This is a genomic window from Terriglobales bacterium (assembly GCA_035543055.1).
Lineage (GTDB): Bacteria > Acidobacteriota > Terriglobia > Terriglobales > Acidobacteriaceae > JAIQFD01.
The window spans coordinates 1-14,407 of record DATKKJ010000120.1; the positions used below are offsets into that span (position 1 = coordinate 1).

A 14,407-nucleotide genomic window follows, 5' to 3' on the forward strand; every position below is an offset into this window, starting at 1 on the left:
GTGTGAAGATGGCACTCTACCGCTGAGTTAAGCGCCCAGCCTGCGGCGCCTTGATTCTAACAAAGAATGCGGAACTACTGCAGCGCCCCCTGGGTCAGCTTGACGGCACAATAGTTGTTCGCTCCGCAATTGCCGCCCACATTGGATTGGGTCGTGAAGTAGATGCTGGAGCCCTGCTGGGTCGGCAGCTGGGTGCTGTCCACGATGATCCCGCTGGTTCCGCCCGGATAGCTGGCGCTCGCAGTCGGGTTGGACGGCATGGCCCCGGTGATATTGAACGACTGCACCTGGCCACTGCTGTCGCCCACGAACAGCAGGTCTTGGACCGCGATGTTCGGGTTTGCGAATTCGGTGAGGGGAGAGCACTCCGCGTTGCTATTGGCGATTGTGGGACCGCTGACCGCGGTCGAGTTCATGGCGGGGGGAGATCCGGCCGTGAATCCCAGCCGGTACAGGACCGGATGCTGCGACCCCCCCAGCGTCCCGCACGCATAAACGAATCCGTGGGTGGCATCGATGGTGCCGAGGTAATAGTTGTTATCGAAGGCCGCGGCGCGGGCATTCGTGGTGGAGGAGTGGCCGATGCTCACCGCGGTTTGGCTCGTGAACGACTGCGAGGTGATGTTGAACACCGCCTGCTCGATGGTGAGACGGAGGCGCCGGCTTGGCCGCCTGTTGTACCACCATCGCCTGGCTCCGCCGCAACCAGTTGCTGATGCTCCGCGGGTCCCGGGAAGCTGCGACTCGCTCCTGCGGGCCGGCGGCATTGGTGATAACCAAGTGCTTGTGGCTCCCAGTCCACCGGCATCGGGACCCCGTCCGCCGCCCATGCGGGACGCACAGCGACAGGCCCGCGAGCGCCCACATCAGGCCCTTGCTTCTATGATCCTTTGCCATGGCTGGCCTCACTCCCATCTCTCTCAGCTCCATCCTCATGGATGAGCACTAGTCTTGGGCCTGTGGTCACCACTGACAAGTGACCACGGCAATGCCGCAGGGCAAGTCATGCCCTGCCAAGCGCTTGCATAAAAGTACCGAAGTCATCCTGGGTGGGGGGCAGCCATAGTAGAATAGGACCGGCGCGGACGTGGGGGCGTTCGTGCGGATTCCCGGGAAGGCTAAATCGGCGCGGTTGGCTTGCGCCGGCCTCCCAAGATGGATATCATCAGCTTCGTCCTCCAAGCAGCCGCACGCCCATCGTGCTGGCCCTCCGCGCGTTGATTGCTTGCGCTCGACGGACGAAACGAGTTCTCGACAACGACCCAGCCGTTGCGATTTTCGCCTGACGCGAACTTAGGCACGGATACACACCGGAAGGATGACTCCAGGCCCAAGCTATAGGACCTCGAGGAATACGACAGCATGAACAAAGGACCGCAACATCCCGGCCACCGCGGCGGAGGTCACCGGCGCCGCCGCAAGCATGGCGGACAGGGCAGCCACGGACCTCACCAGCAGGGCGGAAAGCGGGGCGGGCGCGGCCCGCGCGGCGCCACCTTCGTCGGCCCCATGGACCACAGCTACCGCAACGCGCAGAACGGCAATGGCGGCAACCAGTTCCGCCACGGCGGCCTCACTCCGCAGTTCTTCCAGCATCCCGAGATCGAGCCGCTGCCCGCGCGCGAGGACGCCGCCACCCGAATCTTCGCCTTCGTGGATGACCTGTTCTTCCAGACCAAGATCAAGGACACTGCGCGCAAGCTCAATGTCAACGTGGAGTTCGTCAAGACCGACCAGGACATCCTCGGGCGCCTGGAGGAGAATGGCCAGGAAGCGCCCTCGCTGGTCATCTTCGACCTGAACAACGCCAACGCCAAGCCGCTGGTCACGATCCCCAAGCTGCGCTCCAAGTTGAAGAAGGGAACGTCCATCCTGGGGTTCGTCTCCCACGTGCAGGGCGACCTGAAACTGAAGGCCCAGGAGGCCGGCTGCGACGCGGTCATGCCGCGCTCCGCTTTCTCCCAAAACCTTCCCCAGATCCTCCGCCGCCACGGCGCCAGCGGCGACCTCGAGGAACAGGCGCAGTAGTTTCTGTTCTTTGCTTGGTACTTGGTACCGGGTACTTCGCACTTTTCAGCCCGGCGGCCAGCGCAGCACTCTGCCCCCCAGCAGGTGCAGATGCAGGTGGAACACCGACTGCCCCGACTTCGGCCCCACGTTGTACACGGTGCGGTAACCGTCCTCGACGCCCCGCTCGCGTCCCAGCCTGGCCGCAATCAACTGGCAGTAGCCGATGATCTCCGCGTCCTCCGCCCGGGCGGTGCTCAGTCCCTCGATGTGCTTCTTGGGAAGGATGAGCAGGTGGGTGGGCGCTTGCGGATTGATGTCCTCGATGACGAACACCTTGTCATCTTCATAGACTTTCTTCGATCGGGCCTTGCCCTCGATGATCCTGCAGAACAGGCAGTCGGCCATGGTCGCTCTCCGCGCGCCAGCATACAGATGCGTACTCGCAAATCACAAATCGCATATGGGACTACTGCGCGCCGGGAAGCTCGACGTCGTAACGGGCGTGGCAATCTACTGCCGGATCGTGTGGAAGGGTAGTGGCCGCATTGTCTTTGCGGATATCGAACACTAGCGGCGGCTTGCGCACTTTTTTCGGCAGGCCGCTGACCCGCGCCTTGCCTTCGTAGTTGCTGCCCACCTCAACATCGGTCTTGTGCGCCAGGCCGTAGCGCACCTGGGCGTGGATTTTGGCGTTGTACACCGGCTGGTGGTCCTGGGTGACCGAAAAGTCCACCCAGCAGGCGCCCGCGCCGGCGTCCACCTGCGGCACCTCCGCCGGCTTCTGCTGGGCGGGTAAGGGAATTGCCAGCACCACCAGCGCAATCATGGCATTCGCGGCGGTCACGGCGATCCTGGCAATCATGGCAATTTCGTTGGGGCGGGCGGTGGGGATCGAACCCACGACAGCCGGAGCCACAGTCCGGTGTTCTACCGCTGAACTACGCCCGCCGTAGAGGAAGGTCAGCACTTCGATTATAACAGTCGCGATGAAGCACATGGGGAAGGCGCTGCTGGCGGGCGTAGCGGCGGGCGCGGCCGCATCGCTGGCCATGAAAGTGGTGGACGACCTCTGGCAGCGACATTACGGCGAGCCCAGCTACGAAACGGAATTCGCGCAGCGCATCGCCGGGCGACATGCCACCGCCCTGCACTTTGCCATCGGGATCGCGCTGGGCGCCGGCTACGGCGTGGCCGTGGAGCTGATGCCCGACACCGCCGTCGCGGGCGGCATCCCCTTCTTCGTCGGAGAGGCGGTGCTGGGCAACGAGGTTATCGGCCCCCGGATCGGCCTGTTCCGCCCGCCGCATACGTATCCCGCCAGCAAGCGCTGGAATTCCGTGCTCACCCACATCGTGTACGGCGCGGTGGCCGAGTTGGTGCGCCGGGAAGTGCGGCGGCGGTTGTAGCTCCGATATCCACAATCCCGATTCCTACCGCAAGGCGGCCTTGTTTCTGGTTCGTAGCTATTTGGGCGCGATGACGGCCACTGGGACGGTCCTCTCTGCAACAGCTTCCGTCGCAACCCCATCTTTAACCGACGGTTCGAACAACCAATGTTCGGCCTGCTGTCGGATCCTCGCATTGATCGCTTCTGGAGCGCCACTAACCTCCGCTCCACGTACGGTTCCATTGCGCGCGATTCGGACCTTGATGTGGACCATGAATCTTCCGTGCGCGTGCGGGTCGATGAGGAACGGATCCGTATTGCAGACGATGCAGACCGGTCCATTGGAGTCCGGCCCGGCTCCTAGAGCAGGCCCAGATAGAGCCGGCGGGAGCTGAGGGCCGGCGGTCTCTCCAACCTTGAGGGATACTTCGAGATTGGCGCAGAGTATTCGATCCGTGACCAAGCAGATACTGGAGTCTGTTGAAGCCCATTTCGTAGTCGCTTCGGGATTGGGTGTGAACTCGTGCAGAGTGGTCTTTGGACCGAAGATGTCCACAACAGTCCCATTTCGTGCGAGGCACCCCCGACTGCTACACAGAGTGCAGGTATGCAGCCGGCAAGGTGAAAGGTCGCTTGGGGAGCGATTCCAACCCTCGCCGTCGGCTGAGTACATAGCGAGTGGAACCGCGTAACCGCCACCCGGCTTATCTTTTTCAATCACCTCTGTCCCAACTACCCAGTACCTGGCTGAGTTGCGGAGGAAGCTGTAAACGGTTGTGTTGGGGATAGTTTGAAATGTCCAGCTTGAACCGCCGTCCCGCGTGAAAACGAATGCCTTCGCGTAATACTGTGCGGGACCGGCGCTCAGCATCACCCCCATGTGCTTTGCGTCAAGGGCAACTAAGGATGCGGGAAATCGAAACTCCTTAAGCTGCTCTTGAGTGAGACCCGTCAACACAGACGACCAGTGCACTCCGCCGTCGCTGGTTACCAGAAGAGATGTTCGGGTGTGTATGAGGCCGTGCTGCGGGTCAGAGAAAGACGCGTGGAGCAGCGTATTGACACTCAAAGTGTGCTGCTCCCATGTTTCGCCACCATCAACTGTCGTCAGCAGCAGACCATTTGTGCCCGAGGCATAGCCGAACTTGTTATCCGCAAAGTCGATGTTGAGCAACACGCTGCCATCGCGTTTCTGATGCCTTAATTGCCAGTGGAGTCCGTTGTCGAACGAGACGGCGAGCCCTTCATCTGTGCCACAAGTCCACAATTCGTTTCCTGTGCTGACGATATTCACAGGGCGAAACGGAAGGTCGCGATTCTGCCACGCGCTCGGCGGCTTGTCCTCGGCGTTGAGGCCGCCCGACAACACTGTCAGGCACATGGCGATCGTAATCGCGATCCCAAACCCTTGTTGTCGAGCCATGCGCAGGATGTGCATCTGTCGAGAATGTTATCCAAGGGCGTACGCTAGTCAAGACTAACCTCCGTCGTCCCTACGGGACTCGGTTTCTCTCCTCGCTCCTTACCCGGCACTGCCGTGCCGGGCTCCTCCTCCGCCGCGCCGATGGCGCTGTGCTTCCACCGGAGGGCCGGGGTCGGTCGTCCTACGAGTGAGACAATAATTTGTAACCCGGCAGGGCATCCCTCCATCTACGTTGACCAGAAGGGTCATGCCTCGCTACCTCGCCATGTGCGCCGCTGCCGTCTGCTGCTGTTGTTGTCGTGTGCGCGGCGTGGGCGAGGCATGTGTTCCCTGATCGTCTCGGCATCTTGCCACCCAAGCCGCTCCACACGGAGCGGCTTTTTACTTTTTGCGCGAAAAGGAGAAAGCCATGAGCATCACCGACGAAGTACTTCGAGCCAACGAGCGGTATGCCGAACAGTTCAAGCTGGGACACCTGCCGATGCCGCCGGCGCGCAAGCTGGCGGTGCTGGCCTGCATGGACGCGCGCCTCACGGTGGAGAAGTTCCTCGGGCTGGAGACCGGGGAGGCGCACATCATCCGCAACGCCGGCGGGATCGCCAGCGAGGATGCGGTGCGCTCGCTGATCATCTCCCATCACCTGCTGGGGACGGAGGAGTTCCTGATCATCAACCACACTGACTGCGGCATGCTGACCTTCAAGGACGACGAGCTGCGCGACCGCCTGGAAAAGGAGACGGGCGTGGCGGCAGTGTCGCCGGTGCACTTCCACGCATTTCCGGACGTAGAGGAGAACGTGCGGCGGCAGATTTCGCGGGTGAGGTCACATCCTTGGATCCCGCGGCACATCCCGGTACGCGGATTGGTTTACGACGTCCGCACCGGGCGGCTGCGCGAGGTGCAGCCGGGGAGCCGAGCGGTAGCGGCGTAGCAGCCGTCAGTCGGCAGTCGTCAGTCATGAGCCGGCGCAGCCCCTGGTGTCTCTCCGCCTTCTTCACCGTCTTCCCGCCAGTGGGCGCCGCAGGACTCACACTTCCAGACGTTGCGCGGCACCGGGATGGGGAGGCCGACGTAGAGCGCAGGGAGCGCGATGCGCTTGTCCAGATTCGCCTCGTGGGTGATCTCCAGGGAACCGCAGCGGGGACAGCGCGGCTGCTCGTAATCTCCGACCCCTTCCACCGCGAACCCCTCGGGGATGGGCTGTTCGAGGACTTCGCGGGCCGCTTCCGCGTCTTCGGTCCGGACCGCGAGCTTCACGCCGCCGAGCAGATTGGAGATGAACCAGTCCAGGCGGACCATGTTGTCGTCCACCAGGAAACATTCGATGCCCGCAGATTCCAGCGTCCCCTTGGCCAGGATCGCCTGCGGCATGTCTCTGAACTGCTGCACCACGACTAACTGGAGTTGTTCAACGTCTGTCATCGGCACGACGGATTCGGCCAGAGGGATGTCGAGCCCTCGCCGGCGCACCTCATCCGACAGCGTTTGCAGGGCGACCTCGGTCAGGGATCCTGCGTCGTGGGCAACGGCTTTCAGTTCCTCTTCGCTCATGCCCGCGTAGAGCGCGGCCAGGCGTTGCCGTTCCCTTTCGGTATCGATTGGCATGGGAGCGGAATCTTATCCCATGTGATCTGACGTCGGCGCGATCAAATGATCAGGCGCCCGCGGCTTCGCTGATGGTGAGCGGGAGCTGCGCCTGGCTGCTGCTGAAGAAGGCGAAGGTGACGAACCGCCGCTTGGCGGTGCGCCGGATGGCGCAGATGCCCATCACCAGCTCGCCGTCCTTGTGCATGGTCTGCCAGTCGAGGGTGCTGGGCTCGACCGTGTCCTGGGGATGGGTGTGGATGGTGCCCAGGATGTCGAAGCGGGGCTCGTCCTCGCCCTCGGTCATGGGATTCATATCGGAATCGATGTAGATGTCGCCTTTGTGAGCGGTGTGCTCCAGGTCGCGGAAGGCGAAGATGCGGGCTTGGGTGCCCGAGATGCGCCCCACGATCTGCTCGAAGATCTCCCGGGGATAGACCTTCAGCGCCCTCCGCTTGAAGGCGTCGAGCACCTTGCGGTCCACCACAACCTCCTCCAGGTCCGGCATGACGCCCTAACATTACAGCAAACGGGCCGGGGAACAAATGGAGTCGTGCTCGCCGGAGGGGCCTACTGTGCGGGGACGGCGGGCTTCATCAGTTCGATGTCGAGGGTGATCTGGATGTCGTCGCCCACCGCCGTCGGATTGCCATTCACCCCGAAATCCTTGCGGTTGATCTTGGTGGTGGCGGAGGCGCCCAGGCGCAGATTCCCCCGCGGGTCCTTCATCGGCTCGGTGGGGCCGTCCACGTCGAGTACGGCCTCCTTGGTCACGCCATGGATGGTGAGGTCGCCGGTGACCTTGAGCTTGCCAGGCCCGGCGGCTTCCACCCGCGTCGACTTGAAGGTGATGGTGGGGAACTTCTGGACGTCGAGGAAGTTGGGGCTGCGCAGGTCGTTGTCGCGCATCTCGATGCGGGTGTTCACCGAGGCCGCGTCGATGGTGATGTCGATGACCGTCTTGGCCGGATCCTTCGGATCGTAAGCCACCGTGCCGGTGGTCTTGTTGAATTGGCCGCGGACGGTCGAGATGCCGAAATGACGCGCGGCGAACTGCGACGCCGTGTGGTTGGGGTCGATCTTCCAGGTCTCGAGCTGGGCGGCGGCGGGCAGGGAAAGAACAAGGACGCAAAGCGCCCACAGCAGGTTTCTTGACTTCATCGAATGTCTCCGCAAGGACTCACAGGACAGATGAACGAAGGGCAGCTCTGGCTGCAAGAAATCAGGAGACGGCCTGACGGGCGTCTCTACCAACAAGAAAAGCCCGCGCGGGCGCGCGGGCTGCATGGTCCAGATCGAGCTACCTCCGGCCGACACCCGCGTACTGGAAGCCCATGGCCTTCATGCGCGGGCCGTCGAGCAGGTTCTTGGTGTCCACCAGCACCGGACGCTTGAGCAGGCGCTTGATCTTGTCGAAGTCGAGGGCGCGGAACTCGGGCCAGCCGGTGCCCACCACCAGGGCCTCGGCGCCTTCGGCCGTCTGGTAGGCGTTCTCGCAGTAGCGCACGCTGCCGTTCAGCTCCATCTTGGCGGTGGGCAGCGCCACCGGATCGTAAGCCCGGACGTGCGCGCCCTGGGCGAGCAGGCGGCGCGCCAGCAGGATGGAAGACGAAGCGGCGACCGAGTTGGTGTTGGGCTTGAAGGCCAGGCCGAGGATGCCGACCTCCTTGCCCATCACCGATTCCATCATGGCATGCAGCTTGTGCACCACGCGGTCGGAGAGGGAGACGTTCACCTCGCGGGCCGCGGCCAGGATCTTCAGTGCGATGCCCTTGCCCGTGGCCAGCTGAGCGAGGGAGTCCATGTCGTGCTCGACGAAGGGACCGCCGAAGCCGGCGCCCGGCTGCAGGCAGCGCGGGGCGATCTTCTTGTCTAGGCCGAGGGCCAGGGAGAGGTCCACGGCGTCGGCGCCCACGTGCTCGCACAGCCCCGCGATCTCGTTGATGAAGGAGATCTTGGTGGCGCAAAAGGCGGTGGAGGCCTCGCGCACCAGCTCCGCCGTCTCGTGGTTGGTGACGATGACGGGCACGCCCCGCATGGCCAGCGGGCGGTAGATCTGCTTGACCATGGTCACCGCCTGGGTCGAATCGGTGCCCAGCACGATGCGGTCGGGCCAGTTGAAGTCCTCGACCGCGCAGCCGTCGGTCACGAACACCGGATGCGACACCACCACCATGGGTACGCCCGCGTCTTTCAGCTTCTTCTCGATGCGGCCGGCGGTACCCACCGGGACCGGCGTCACCAGGATCAGGAACGCGTTGCGGGCCGCCATGCGGGCCAGCTTCAGGGCGACTTCCTCGATGTAATGATGGGAATCTTCCGCCATGAAGATGGCCTGCGACTTGGCGGCGAACGAGGCCAGGTCGGTGGAGTAGATCAGGCGTCCGGCGCGCAGGTTGCGCCGCACCACGTCCTGCAGGTTCTTCTCGAAGAACGGGATGTTGCCCTGCGCCAGGGAATTCAGCCGGGCCGCGTTCTCATCGCAGCAGGTGACCGGGGTGCCGAAATCCGCCAGGCAGGCCGAGAGCACCGTTCCCAGGTATCCGGAGCCGTACACGCCGATATGCATGATTCGAGTCCTTTCCAGCAGGGTGGGTCGGAGAGTGCGTGCGAACGACCGACGCCTTGCGCAACCTCAGTATTTAGCGTCTTGCGCAGGTCATCCGCAACGCCGAAGAGGGACAATGTACGGGCGAGAGGACATGGACGAGGGTAACAGCGCAGGCCTGAGGTCACCAGCCTCCCACCCTTTGCGTCGCAAACGGCAGGTGGCGGCTTACTTGGAATCAACCAACGAACTTGGCGGAACGGGCAGCCGGAGTGTATATTCTTCAACCAGCAATACTCGTTGATTTTCAAGGGCTTAGCGGCTTTCTGTGAATAACCGTTCAATGCAGTCACTCGCCGCTGAGCCCACAAAACACTCCGTTCGTAGCTTCACGGTTGGGGTGAGGGTTAAGTAACAAGTCTAATAGATAAGGACATCCAGAAGTCCGCATAGGCACTTGCGCGCCTGCGAAGGGCCGTGCCTGCGCGTGGGGTGAGGCATTCCTAGTCTGCTTTGCCGTCGTTAGGGGAGCGTGTCAATGCACAAGCCGATCAAGTATGTGGAGAAGGCGCTGACGGTCGCCGCCAATGGCGCGTGGTTCGTGTATGAGCGGTTGAACCGCATCTCGCCCAATCCGTCGTTCACCCCCAAGTGGTCGGAGCGGCCGCTGCTGAAGTCGTACCAGAAGCAGAAGCCGCCGCTGGGCTGGCCGCGGGCCACCGACTCGCTGTGCCCGCGCTGCGTCCCCGAGATCCGCAAGAAGATCCTCGACGGCGATCTGCCCCTGGACGTGCTGATGAACGAGCGCCCGGGCGAGATCAAGGCCCAGATCATCGAGCGCGACGGCAAGATCCTGATGGTGAAGGACTGCCCGGTGCACGGCCACTTCGAGGACGTGATGTCCATCGATCCGGTGATGTTCCGCCACCTGGAAGAGAGCTTTCCGGGGCGCGACATCCGCTCCCACGCCGACGAGCACCTGCACCACCACGGCACCTCCACCATCAAGCACGGCCGCGGCGCCGTCCTCACCATCGACCTGACAAATCGGTGCAATATGATGTGCGACCCGTGTTTCATGGACGCGAACCAGGTGGGGTTCGTGCATGAACTGACGTGGGAGGAGATCAAGACACTTCTCGATAACGCCATCTCCATCAAGCCGAAGCGGCAGATGTCGGTGCAGTTCTCGGGCGGAGAGCCGACGCTGTCGCCCTACTTCCTGGACGCGGTGCGGTACTCGCGGAAGGTGGGGTACAACTCGGTGCAGGCGGCGACCAACGGCATCGAGTTCGCGAAATCGAAGGAGTTCTGCAAGCAAGCGGCGGAGGCGGGCCTGCGCTACGCCTACCTGCAGTTCGACGGCATCGGCAACGCCGCCAACGCGCACCGCAAGGTGGGCAACCTGTTCGACGTGAAGATGAAGGCGATCGAGAACCTGTACGAGTCCGGCGTGGACGTGGTGCCGGTGACCACCATCATCAACGGCATCAACAACGAGCAGGTGGGGCGCATCATCAAGTTCGCGCTCGACAATCCCAAGCTGATCAGCTTCTGCTCGTTCCAGCCGGTGTCGTTCACCGGGCGCGACGAGGAGATCACGGAAGAGCGGCGGGCGGCGCAGCGCTACACCCTGGCGCACCTGGCGCACGACGTGAAGAGCCAGGTGGGCATCGGCGAGCCGACACGCGACTGGTTCCCGCTGTCGTTCATGGGAACGTTCTCCGACTGGGCCGACCTGGTGCACGGGCCGGACGCCACCTGGGGACAGATGAGCTGCGGCTGCCACCCGAACTGCGGCGTGGGCATGGGCATCATGGTGGACAAGGAAACCAAGGAAGCGGCGCCCATCACCGCATTCCTCAATGCCGACCAACTGGCCAAGGACGTGGCCAAGGTCACCGACGCGGGCCGCGGCCGCACGATGTCGCTGCTGGGCATGGCGCTGGCGGTGATGCGCAACTTCGATTCGTTCAAGACCACCACCCACTTCAGCATCTTCGACCTGCTCATGAAGTTCGACAAGGGCTTCGGGGCGAGCAAGAAGGCGCGTTCGGGGGCATACGGCAAGGTCGGGGCCGATCGCACCATCGAAGACGTGGAGAAGCGGCGCAAGGACCGCTGGAACATCCTCTTCATCGCCGGCATGTGGTTCCAGGACCTGTGGAACTACGATTTCCGGCGCACCGAGCAGTGCATCATCCCGTACGCGACGCAGGAGGGCGAGATCAGCTTCTGCGCCTACAACACCGGCATCGGCTGGCGCAACATCATCGAGAAGATGCACATGACGGCGACCCTGACCAAGTGGTACGACGAGCACGGCCGGCACGAGATCTTCGCCGGGGGCAAGAACGTCAGCATCGAGCAGCCGAAGGAGCGCGTGTACACGCTGAACCGCGACCTGATCACCGACGAGGAGCAGCGCGACCTGGACAAGCTGGGCGTGGCCAAGAACGCCCGCGAGGAGAAGATCCGCAAGCGCGACCAGAAGATGAAAGAGAAAGACCCGGCCTACCACGCGGAAATGATGAAACTGTACAAGAAGCACGTGCTCAAGGACCCGACGGCGGAAAGCTTCGTGCCGCTGGCGACCATCGCTCCGGCCAACGGCAACGGCAATGGCCACAAGCCGGCGGTGGAGAACGTGGAAGAGCCGGTAGCGGGCGATTAGAACCAGCAGCTCCTGTTTCAAGGCCGCCGGGAGGCGGCCTTTTCTCTGGCGCGACCCTGCGCAATTTCGGCTGCCGCAGGGCTTACGCCCCGGGCTCATCCAAGAAAAAAGGCAATCCAGAGAGGATTTCGTCATACCGTTCGCTGCAAGTTCCCGCCGTTCGCTGCGCGCGGGGCGCTTCTCACTGTGCCATGTAATCGCGGTCACGCGGTGGCGTGAGTCGGGTCACATCCCGGGCGCGGCGCGATAAGCGACCCTTTGATGACGGCCAGCCGTACGCCGCGAGGTGGCGGTGTGGGCGGCGGCCGCGAACACAACAGGAGAGCCAGGTGAGCACACGGACGTTCCCCGAGACGCAGCCCGAGGTCCCGCTTCCGCTGTCCGAACCCAAGACGCGCAAGACGGTGAAAGGTGTTCATCCCGGCACCACCTACACCGGCGCGCCCATCGAGCCGCTGCAGAGAGGGCTGCCCAAGACCACGCAGTCGCTGTGCCCGGAGTGCACCCAGCTGATCGAGGCGCGGCTGTTCGAGGAGAACGGCCGGGTGATGATGGAGAAGACCTGCGCCGCCCACGGCTACTTCAAGGACACGGTGTGGTCCGACGTGCGGCTGTATCTGAAGGCGGAGCAGTACACCTTCGGCGACGGGCGCGGACTGCACAACCCGGCGGTGGAGGACGCGGTGACCTGCCCATCCGACTGCGGCCTGTGCTCCATGCACACCTCGCACACCGGACTGGTGAACATCGACCTGACCAACCGCTGCAACCTGACCTGCCCGGTGTGTTTCGCCAACGCCAACGTGCAAGGCTACCTGTACGAGCCGGACTTCGAGACGGTGGTGGGGATGCTGCAACGGGTGCGGGACGAGCGTCCGGTGGCGGGCCGCGTCGTGCAGTTCTCCGGCGGGGAGCCGACGCTGCACCCACGCTTCTTCGACATCTGCGCGGCGGCCCGGGACATGGGCTTCAGCCACGTGCAGGCGGCGACCAACGGCATCCTGCTGGCCGATCCCGAGTTCGCGCGCCAAGCCAAAGAGAGCGGCCTGACCACCCTGTATCTGCAGTTCGACGGCACCTGCGACGAGATCTACCAGCGAACGCGGGGCGAGTCGCTGTACGAGTACAAACTGAAGGTGATCGAGAACGCGCGCGCTGTGGGAATGAAGATCGTCTTCGTCCCCACCATCGTGAAGGGCGTGAACGACCAGGAGATCGGGAAGATCCTGCAACTGGCGTTGGACAACATCGACGTGATCACCGCCATCGTGTACCAGCCAGTGACCTTCACCGGGCGCATCAACCGCAACGAGCTGGCGGAGAAGCGGTTCACCTCGACGGACGTGGCGCACTGCCTGGAAGAACAGACCGGGGTCCTCGACTCGTATGGCGACTGGTTCCCGCTGGCCTGCGTGACGCCGTTCTCACGGCTGGTGTCGGCCATGCGGGGCGATCCGGTCACCACGCTGACCTGCCATCCGCACTGCTCGCTGGGGACCTACCTGTTCGTGGATGAGAAGTCGCACCAGGCGGTGCCGGTGACCCGCTTCATGGATATTCCTGCGATGCTGCAGGGCATGGAACGGATCGCAGCCAAGACCGAGAAGTCGCGGGTCAAGTTCTTCCACAAGCTGGACGCGTGGAATACGCTGCGCAAGCATTTCAAGCCGGAGCTGGCGCCGCCGGGACTGGACTTCACCCGCTTCCTGCAGACCTTGCAGGGCTTTACCGACAAGAAGCTGGGCCGCGACGGCATGGACGGGAAGTTCAGCTACCGCACCCTGCTGGTGTCGTGCATGCACTTCATGGATTCCTACAACTACGACGTGGAGCGGGTAAAGCGCTGCGTGATCCACTACTCGGCGCCTGACGGGATGATCTATCCGTTCTGCGCCTACAACTCGGGGCCGGTGTTCCGGGAGCGGGTGGAGAAGCAGTTCTCGGTGCCGCTCGACGGTCGGCTCAACCAGCTGGACGCCGCCACTCTGGCCAAGGCCAAGAGCAACGGGAATGGCAACGGAAACGGGGCCAAACGGGAACTGGTGGAGATCTGCGGGAAGTGCTCGTAGTCCATAGCGCATAGGACATAGCGCATAGCGCAAAGTAAGAGGAATGAGGCCGGGCGAGGGCGCCCGGCCTCATCGCTTTGCCGGAGGTCTGCGATACAATCGCGGGCCATGATGCGACGCGCTGCGCTGGGCTGTGCGGTGGGAATGTTACTGCTGATGAGCGCCTGCACCCTTTATCCGGAGAAGCCGGTCCGCGCCTGGGGCTCCGCTACCGGGGGCGAGCACCTGGAACGGCTGTTCTGGGACACGGTCAAGGACAAGGCCTGGAGCGAACTGGAGCGGCACCTGGCGCCGACCTTCGTGTACGTCGGGCCCAGCGGCATCCACGAGAAGGTGGCGGCGCTGGATTACTTCGAACAGCTCGACGTCAAGGAGCTCAGCATGGGGGAGGTCACGGTGCGGCCCAGCGGCGGGGACGTGATCGTGGTGACGTACGTCCTGAACATCAACGCCACCCGCAAAGGCAAGCCGCTTTCGGCGAACCAGTTCCGTGTCACCAGCACCTGGCAGAACATCGACAAGAAATGGATGCTGATCGCGCGGGCGCACACGGCGGCGGTCGGCCCCTCGCCTCCGATGGAGATGCGGTGAAAAAGAACAGGGGCTGCGCGAGCAGCCCCTAATGAATTGTGCGAGCGTCCGGCGGGTCAAAGACCCGCCGCCACAGCTACTACGGTTTGGGCGGTGGGGTCTCCTCCGGTTTGGACTCGGC

The 14,407-nt window shown here is 63.3% G+C and carries 14 protein-coding genes and 1 tRNA gene; 6 read left to right on the forward strand and 9 right to left on the reverse strand.

The window, feature by feature from the left end:
- Nucleotides 1-74: 74 nt before the first annotated feature.
- Nucleotides 75-632, reverse strand: a complete 558-nt coding sequence (locus VMS96_08635; protein HVP43488.1) for a hypothetical protein — start codon at nucleotides 630-632, stop codon at nucleotides 75-77.
- Nucleotides 633-1,362: 730 nt separating this feature from the next.
- Between VMS96_08635 and VMS96_08640 the strand changes: the two genes are divergently transcribed.
- A complete protein-coding gene (locus tag VMS96_08640; GenBank protein HVP43489.1) occupies nucleotides 1,363-2,028 on the forward strand; it encodes a hypothetical protein in 666 nt (221 codons plus the stop codon).
- A gap of 45 nt (nucleotides 2,029-2,073) precedes the next feature.
- On the opposite strand, the gene VMS96_08645 is transcribed toward VMS96_08640, so the two are convergent.
- The 3 genes from VMS96_08645 to VMS96_08655 form a co-directional block, all read right to left on the reverse strand.
- Complete coding sequence (locus tag VMS96_08645; GenBank protein ID HVP43490.1) at nucleotides 2,074-2,415, reverse strand: histidine triad nucleotide-binding protein; 342 nt, start codon at nucleotides 2,413-2,415, stop codon at nucleotides 2,074-2,076.
- Between the two features lie 61 nt (nucleotides 2,416-2,476).
- The gene (locus tag VMS96_08650) at nucleotides 2,477-2,872 is read right to left on the reverse strand and encodes a hypothetical protein (GenBank protein ID HVP43491.1); all 396 of its coding nucleotides are present in this window, start codon (nucleotides 2,870-2,872) and stop codon (nucleotides 2,477-2,479) included.
- A gap of 11 nt (nucleotides 2,873-2,883) precedes the next feature.
- Nucleotides 2,884-2,958: transfer RNA gene (locus VMS96_08655), tRNA-His, on the reverse strand.
- Between the two features lie 38 nt (nucleotides 2,959-2,996).
- Here VMS96_08655 and VMS96_08660 point away from each other — a divergent pair.
- Nucleotides 2,997-3,416 carry a hypothetical protein gene (locus tag VMS96_08660; GenBank protein HVP43492.1) on the forward strand — a complete coding sequence of 140 codons (420 nt, stop codon included), beginning with the start codon at nucleotides 2,997-2,999 and terminating at the stop codon, nucleotides 3,414-3,416.
- A gap of 57 nt (nucleotides 3,417-3,473) precedes the next feature.
- On the opposite strand, the gene VMS96_08665 is transcribed toward VMS96_08660, so the two are convergent.
- Entirely contained in the window at nucleotides 3,474-4,835 is a 1,362-nt protein-coding gene (locus VMS96_08665; protein ID HVP43493.1) for a YCF48-related protein, read from the reverse strand.
- A 394-nt stretch (nucleotides 4,836-5,229) separates the two neighbouring features.
- On the opposite strand from VMS96_08665, the gene VMS96_08670 reads away from it, so the two are divergent.
- A complete protein-coding gene (locus tag VMS96_08670) occupies nucleotides 5,230-5,751 on the forward strand; it encodes a carbonic anhydrase (protein ID HVP43494.1) in 522 nt (173 codons plus the stop codon).
- A gap of 20 nt (nucleotides 5,752-5,771) precedes the next feature.
- Here the strand turns inward: VMS96_08670 and VMS96_08675 are convergent, their stop codons facing one another.
- The 4 genes from VMS96_08675 to VMS96_08690 form a co-directional block, all read right to left on the reverse strand.
- Nucleotides 5,772-6,425, reverse strand: coding sequence for a DUF2007 domain-containing protein (locus VMS96_08675; protein ID HVP43495.1), 654 nt, complete (start codon nucleotides 6,423-6,425; stop codon nucleotides 5,772-5,774).
- A 49-nt stretch (nucleotides 6,426-6,474) separates the two neighbouring features.
- Nucleotides 6,475-6,912, reverse strand: a complete 438-nt coding sequence (locus tag VMS96_08680) for a Mov34/MPN/PAD-1 family protein (GenBank protein HVP43496.1) — start codon at nucleotides 6,910-6,912, stop codon at nucleotides 6,475-6,477.
- Between the two features lie 62 nt (nucleotides 6,913-6,974).
- Nucleotides 6,975-7,565: a YceI family protein gene (locus VMS96_08685; GenBank protein ID HVP43497.1), complete on the reverse strand. Its 591-nt coding sequence runs from the start codon at nucleotides 7,563-7,565 to the stop codon at nucleotides 6,975-6,977.
- A gap of 139 nt (nucleotides 7,566-7,704) precedes the next feature.
- Nucleotides 7,705-8,973, reverse strand: coding sequence for a nucleotide sugar dehydrogenase (locus VMS96_08690; protein ID HVP43498.1), 1,269 nt, complete (start codon nucleotides 8,971-8,973; stop codon nucleotides 7,705-7,707).
- A 517-nt stretch (nucleotides 8,974-9,490) separates the two neighbouring features.
- Between VMS96_08690 and VMS96_08695 the strand changes: the two genes are divergently transcribed.
- From VMS96_08695 to VMS96_08705, 3 genes are all read left to right on the forward strand, one after another.
- Entirely contained in the window at nucleotides 9,491-11,626 is a 2,136-nt protein-coding gene (locus tag VMS96_08695; protein HVP43499.1) for a radical SAM protein, read from the forward strand.
- Between the two features lie 329 nt (nucleotides 11,627-11,955).
- Nucleotides 11,956-13,695: a radical SAM protein gene (locus VMS96_08700; GenBank protein HVP43500.1), complete on the forward strand. Its 1,740-nt coding sequence runs from the start codon at nucleotides 11,956-11,958 to the stop codon at nucleotides 13,693-13,695.
- Nucleotides 13,696-13,803: 108 nt separating this feature from the next.
- Nucleotides 13,804-14,286 carry a nuclear transport factor 2 family protein gene (locus tag VMS96_08705; protein ID HVP43501.1) on the forward strand — a complete coding sequence of 161 codons (483 nt, stop codon included), beginning with the start codon at nucleotides 13,804-13,806 and terminating at the stop codon, nucleotides 14,284-14,286.
- Nucleotides 14,287-14,407 lie beyond the last annotated feature (121 nt).